Source organism: Candidatus Thermoplasmatota archaeon (assembly GCA_035541015.1).
In the GTDB taxonomy this organism is placed as follows: Archaea; Thermoplasmatota; SW-10-69-26; order JACQPN01; family JAIVGT01; genus DATLFM01.
This window is the reverse complement of sequence record DATLFM010000046.1, coordinates 1-4,850: the sequence shown is the minus strand read 5'-3', so window position 1 is coordinate 4,850 and position 4,850 is coordinate 1. Positions and strand designations below refer to the sequence as shown.

General features: G+C 70.4%; 3 protein-coding genes. All 3 read left to right on the top strand.

Features of this window, described 5'->3' with window-relative positions; all coding sequences use genetic code 11:
• Nucleotides 1-436 precede the first annotated feature (436 nt).
• Nucleotides 437-3,652 carry a polymer-forming cytoskeletal protein gene (locus VM681_04285; protein HVL87215.1) on the top strand — a complete coding sequence of 1,072 codons (3,216 nt, stop codon included), beginning with the start codon at nucleotides 437-439 and terminating at the stop codon, nucleotides 3,650-3,652.
• 32 nt (nucleotides 3,653-3,684) lie between these two features.
• Nucleotides 3,685-3,996 carry a hypothetical protein gene (locus tag VM681_04280; protein ID HVL87214.1) on the top strand — a complete coding sequence of 104 codons (312 nt, stop codon included), beginning with the start codon at nucleotides 3,685-3,687 and terminating at the stop codon, nucleotides 3,994-3,996.
• 64 nt (nucleotides 3,997-4,060) lie between these two features.
• On the top strand, nucleotides 4,061-4,850 hold a 790-nt coding region (locus VM681_04275; GenBank protein ID HVL87213.1), incomplete at its 3' end, for an EF-Tu/IF-2/RF-3 family GTPase.

Sequence of the window (4,850 nt, the reverse complement as noted above, 5' to 3'; positions counted from 1 at the left end):
GGTAGTCGGTTTGCTTCGATTCTCGCGGGCCTTCTCCCTTCTTCCCAAGTTCCCCGGGCCCGTGGCCGCCCACGAGCCGATGTCGCCTTGCGCCTTGGTTCCAAGGAATCCGGCGCTGGCGGTATATGCCCCCGGCCGACCCATGCTGTCTTGCCTCGCAGGGATGCAAGGATGCACGAAAACCTCCGCCGGTCGGACGCCTTGGCGGCGGGATACGTCGTCGCGGTCGGGATCGCTCTCCTGATCGCGGCGCACCCGTCGGCCAGGGTCGTCCTCTAGATTCCCGCACGTTTGTCCCCCGCGGCCCGGGGCACCCGGGTCGTCCGCCCAAATCGGGCCAAAACGGCCTTCGGCGCTCGCCCCTTCGCCTGCCAATATAAGGTCGACGGCCGACCAAACCGCGAACAACAGGGCTGAGGAAAAGGAGGAGTTCGCGGTGACGAAGTCGAAGATCCTTGCGCCGATCCTGGTGTGCATGCTGCTCGCGGGAGTCTCCGGACCCCTTGCCAGCGCCCAAACGTCCGTCAACCTCCGAAGCGTCGGGGAGATCTTCGTCGACGCCCAAGGGCGCGCCTCCGGCCAGAACGTGGCCGCGACGGTGCTCGAGGCCCGCGGCGCGCTGCAAGCCTTCACCTCGCTTGCGCTTGGCGCCGAAATCTTCAGCGACGTCTCCATCTCCGGCTGGACGCAGGTCCAGAAGATCCAAGGCGTCGGCTCCTCGGCCATCGCCCTTCGCGGCTCCAACGCCGTCGTCACGCTCCACGACAACGCCCGCTCTGAGTTCCGCATCCAGGCCACCTCGGCCGCCGACGTGACCTACAAGCTTGCCGCCGGCGCGCGCGCGGAGGCGGCCGGCGAGGGCGTCCTCGACGTCCGCTCCGGCTCGGGCGCCTACCTTGGCAGCCTCGTCCTTCTCTCCGCCGACGGCGCCGCCGGCGCCGGCTCCACCATGGAAGCCCGCGCGGCCTGCGTCTGCGAGGTCCGCGCCCACCTCGAATCGGGATCGCAGATCGTCTTCCGCGCCAAGCCCGTCTACGTCGAGAGCGAGGCCCAGGCCAAGGCTCTCGTCGAGCTTCTGGCCTCCGGCAAGCTTGCCGCCGAGGTCGTGACCGAATTCAGCGGCGGCGCCAACGTCCAATCCAACGTCGACCACTTCGCCTCGGTCTGGACGGACACGTCCATCGAGACGGAGAACGCCGTGCACACGCGCGTGGCAAGCTCCGGCTCCGCCGGCGCCGTGGTCGCCTTCGACCTTGCGCACGAGACGCTTGCGGTCGAGAGCGGAAACGAGGTCGCCGTGTACGTCGACGGCAAGCTTGCCGCCGAGGTTCGCAGCGCCGCCGAGGTCGCCGCGGCCGCCGAGGCCGGCACCGCCGCCTACTTCGCCACGAAGGCCGAGGGACGCACGCAGGTCGTCGCCTCCACGCCCTCCTTCAATGCGCAGGCGCAGCACTCGCTCACGGTGCTTGCCAAGGCAAACGCGCAGGCCAACGCCCGCGTCGAGGCCCAGGCCCGCGCGGAGTGGCAGGCCTCCTTTGCCGCGAAGGCCGAGGGCCGGTTCTCGCTCCACAGCGGCGGCAAGGTCACCGGCAGCTTCTCCAGCGCCGTCGTCGCCAACGCGCGCGCCGAGATGAGCGCCTATGTCAACCTCGCCACGAAGACGGAGGTCTTCGCCAAGGCCAAGGTCGAGGGCGACGCTTGGGCGCGCGCCTCGGCCCAGGGAAGCTCCGAGGTCCGCTTCGAGGGCCAGAAGAGCTCGCTTACGCTCCGCGACGACGCCTACGCGTCGCTTGCGCTCGAGGCCAAGGCCGCCGCGTCGGCAACCTTCGACCTCGGCGCCGGCGTGCACGCCTACGCCGAAAGCAACACGGTCGTCCGCCTGGAGTCGTCCGCCAAGGGCTACGCGGGCACGATGGTCGTCGCCAAGGCCGACGGCAGCGTCGCCGCGGCAAGCAAGCTTACGGTCGAGGGCTCGGGCCGCGTGAAGGCCCAGCTCGAGGCCGGCGCCCGCGTGATCGTGCAGGGAAGCGCCCAGGCGCGCGCGCACGCAAGCGCGCACGTCGTCGCCTCGGCGGTCGCCGAGGGCAAGGTGGGCGCCCACGTGGTGGCCGGCGTCCAGGGAAGCGCCGTCGCCACGACCACGACCCACTTCTACTCGAACGTCGACGCCCGCGTCCACGCGGCCGCCCGCGGCGAGTACGAGATCTCCTACCGCGCGCAGGCCTCCGCCGCCGCGACCTTCGTGTTCGACGCGCAGAGCTCGGCCGCGCTTGCGGCCAAGAGCGCCGCCGACATCCAGGTGTACGTGAACGGCCGCGCCGCCGCCCGCGCCGAGAGCGCCCAGGCGGCGATCGAAGCGCAGGGCCGCGCGAGCTACCACGTCGAGACGACGGCCCAGTCGCAGGTGCGCGTGATCGTCAACACCGGCGTCTCCGCCGGCGCCTCGGCCGACGTCAAGATCGTCTCGCGCCTCAACGTGGACGCGAAGGCGAACGCGAAGGCCGACGCCTTCGGGAGCTTCAAGCTGTACCACGACGGAAGCGCCGTGGGAAGCTACGTGAGCCTCAAGACGGACGTGCGCGCCGGCGTCGTCGCCGACTTCGCGCTTGCCGCCTCCGGCGAGGTGTTCGCCGAGGTCAAGGCCGGCGCAAGCGCCTTCGTCTCCGCCGGCGCCGAAGGCGCCGCCGTGCTCCACCTCGAGAACAACGAGGCCGCGATCACGGTCACGGACACGACGACGGCCAACCTCAAGGTCGTCGCCAAGGCCGACACGCAGGCCGAGTTCCGCATGGCCGGAGACGTGCGCGTCCAGGCGCGCGGCGAGGCCGTCGTGGATCTCGACGTGCGCGGCCAGGCCGCGACGATGATCCTCACGAGCGTGGACGGCCGCGCGGCGGCGGGCTCGTCGTTCGAGTTCCGCGCCGACGGCACGATCGTGGCCCACCTCAAGGCGGGCGCGCAGGTGATCTTCCGCACGCACGTTGGCATCGAGACGGAGCTCTCGGTCCAGCAACGCGCGATGCTCAATGCGGCCATCGCCTCCGGCAAGGTCGGCGGGCAGGTCTTCGTGCAGACGCAGGCCTCGCTCTCGGCCGCCGCCAAGGCCGCCGCCCAGGCCTCCGCGCAGGCCAACGCCCAGGCGTCCGCGAGCGCCCAGGCCGCCGCCGAGGCGCGGGCCGCGCTCGTGGCCGCGGCCGCCGCTGAGGGCAGCGTGACCACGTCCATCACGGCGAGCTACTACAACGACGTGCAGCTCGTCACCGCGGCGACGAAGAGCCGCGTGGACGTCACGGTGTCGAGCACGGTGTCCGCGGGCAAGACGATCGTGATCTCGCTCGACGGGGCCACGATCTCCGGCATCGCGCAGGGCAACGCGCAGATCACGCTGGACGGCGAGGTGGCCGTGCAGGCCTCCTCGTACGCCGACATCCTGAACCCAAGCGACGACGGCGGCGCCGCCGAGTACTTCGTGCTCGTCGGCGAGGCCGGCGCGCAGGTGCTCGTCTCGATCCCGCACTTCAGCACGCGCGTGGTGAGCCTGCGCGCGGTCGAGCCCGAGGGACCGCCGGTGTTCCTGTACGCGACGCTGCTTCTGGCGGCGCTTGTCGTCGGGGAGACCGTCTGGATCCTCCGCCGGAGGAACAGCATTTGACGACCTACGAATCGAACGGGGGAACCACACGCATGACGCAACCGAACCGAAGCGACACGCCGGACTGGGGACTGTTCTACCAGGGCGGAAAGCGCGACCTCACCGCACGCAAGAGCATCAAGGTGAAGCTGCCCATCCGGCAGCACATCAAGCTCCACGCCTTGAAGCTCTTCAAGGAGAGCAACATCTCCGAGACGGTGGAAGCGGCGCTTGACATGTACTTCGAGAAGATGCGCGTCGAGCGCGAGGCAAGCGGCCAGGCGGGGCTCCCCGAGGGCCTCGACCCGGAGATGCTTGCAAACGCGATCGCGGCGCAGATGTCAAGCGCCGACGACGACGAGTAGGCGCAAAGGCCGGAAGCCCCCGCACGCGGCGCGTCGCCGAAAAGGCCGTCGCAGGCTTCATGCCTTGGACGGCCTTCCCGGCCGCATGCGCAGCGTGAACGCGGCCGTCCTCGGGTCTCCGGGCGCGGCCGCCGCCCTTCCCGTCGCCTCCGCGCTTGGCAAGAAAGGCTCCGAGACGGACGTCGTCCAGTTCAACGCCAAGGACGGCGATCGCAGCCTCACGGTGCTCGTCCCCGCGCGCTACCCCGAGCGCGTGCAGGGCCTCGCCTTTTGCCTCGCCTCAAGCGACGTCGTCCTGCTCTCCGTGGAGGCCGTCGACCGCACCCTTGGCGAGCAGGTCGTGGCCGCCGACGCGCTCGCTCCCGAGCGCGGCATGCTCCTTCTTCGCAACTACGTGACGCGAGAACAGGTCGCGCCCCTGCTTCGCAACACGCGTCTTGCCGCGTGGGAGATCCTCGAAGACCCCCCGCTTCCGGACCTGCGCGAGCGGCTGCTCGACGTCTCGAGCCCGCCCCGTCCCGGCCCGACGAAGGTCGTGATCGACCAGCACTTCAACGTAAAGGGCGTCGGAACCGTGGCCCTTGGAATCGTCGCGCGCGGCGAGGTGCGGCGCCATCAGGATCTCACGGTCCATCCCACGGAAAGGGTCGCCCAGGTGCGATCGATCCAAGTGCACGACACGGACGTCGACGTCGCGCCCGCGGGAAGCCGCGTCGGGCTTGCGCTCAAGGGCGTCGAGTCCGACGAGCTCGATCGGGGGTTCGTGCTTGCCCCCAAGGACGCCGCCCGCTCGGCGGCCCCGGGGGACAGCCTTCGGTTCCGCGCGCGCGTCCCGCCGTTTTTCAAGCAGGGGC

What these genes read in the sequence shown, in the direction of transcription:
- VM681_04280 (HVL87214.1), top strand. Translation starts at nt 3,685, where the DNA reads ATGACGCAACCGAACCGAAGCGACACGCCGGACTGGGGACTGTTCTAC.